Here is a 555-nt window from a genome sequence, read left to right as displayed (position 1 = left end):
AGGCCGGGCGGGAGTTGGCAGAGGGAGCGGTGTCGCTGAGCGCGGCGCTCGAGGAGGCGTCCGCGGTGGCGTCCGCAGCACAGGCAGGTGGCGTCGGTGGACTACTCAGCGGCGGCGCGCTCGCCGAGTGTGCGGCGCTGCTCGCCCGCCGGTCCCGCGACCTCGCGGAGGAGACGGAGCGGTCGGCGGACGGGATGGCGCGGTCGGCGGGCCTGCTGACGGCGGCCGACGAGGAGGTGGCCGGTCGTGTCGCCGGCGCAGGGGGCTGACGGACTGGTCGCGGCGATCGACCTGGCGGCCGCGCGGGCGGCGGAGGTGGGCCGACGGATCGCGGATTCCGCCGAGGACCTGGACTCGGTCGCCCGCAGGCTCGGCGGGCGCGCGACAGACGGGGAGTGGTCGGGCCGGGCGGGGGAACGGGCCCGCGGCGAGGCCGCCGATGCCGCCGTCGAGGCGCTGATGCTCTCCGGGAACTGCCTCTTCGTGGCCGATGTGCTCAGGGTCGAGGGGAGTCGGCTCGCCCGCGCGGTGACCGGGTGGGCCGCCGCAGAGGCG

At 77.8% G+C, this 555-nt stretch carries 1 protein-coding gene and 1 pseudogene; both read left to right on the top strand.

Going from position 1 to position 555, the window contains the following annotated elements; genetic code table 11:
- Positions 1–269, top strand: a 269-nt coding sequence (locus HMPREF3086_RS04560) for a hypothetical protein (RefSeq protein WP_210401837.1), incomplete at its 5' end; no start/stop codon positions are given.
- Positions 247–555: pseudogene (locus HMPREF3086_RS04555) on the top strand (hypothetical protein); the annotation flags it as partial. The gene HMPREF3086_RS04560 and the pseudogene HMPREF3086_RS04555, both read left to right, overlap by 23 nt.

It is taken from the genome of Dietzia sp. HMSC21D01 (assembly GCF_001815995.1).
In the GTDB taxonomy this organism is placed as follows: domain Bacteria; phylum Actinomycetota; class Actinomycetes; order Mycobacteriales; family Mycobacteriaceae; genus Dietzia; species Dietzia cinnamea.
The sequence above is the reverse complement of the archived record's forward strand: the minus strand, read 5'-3'. Positions and strand labels throughout refer to the sequence as shown.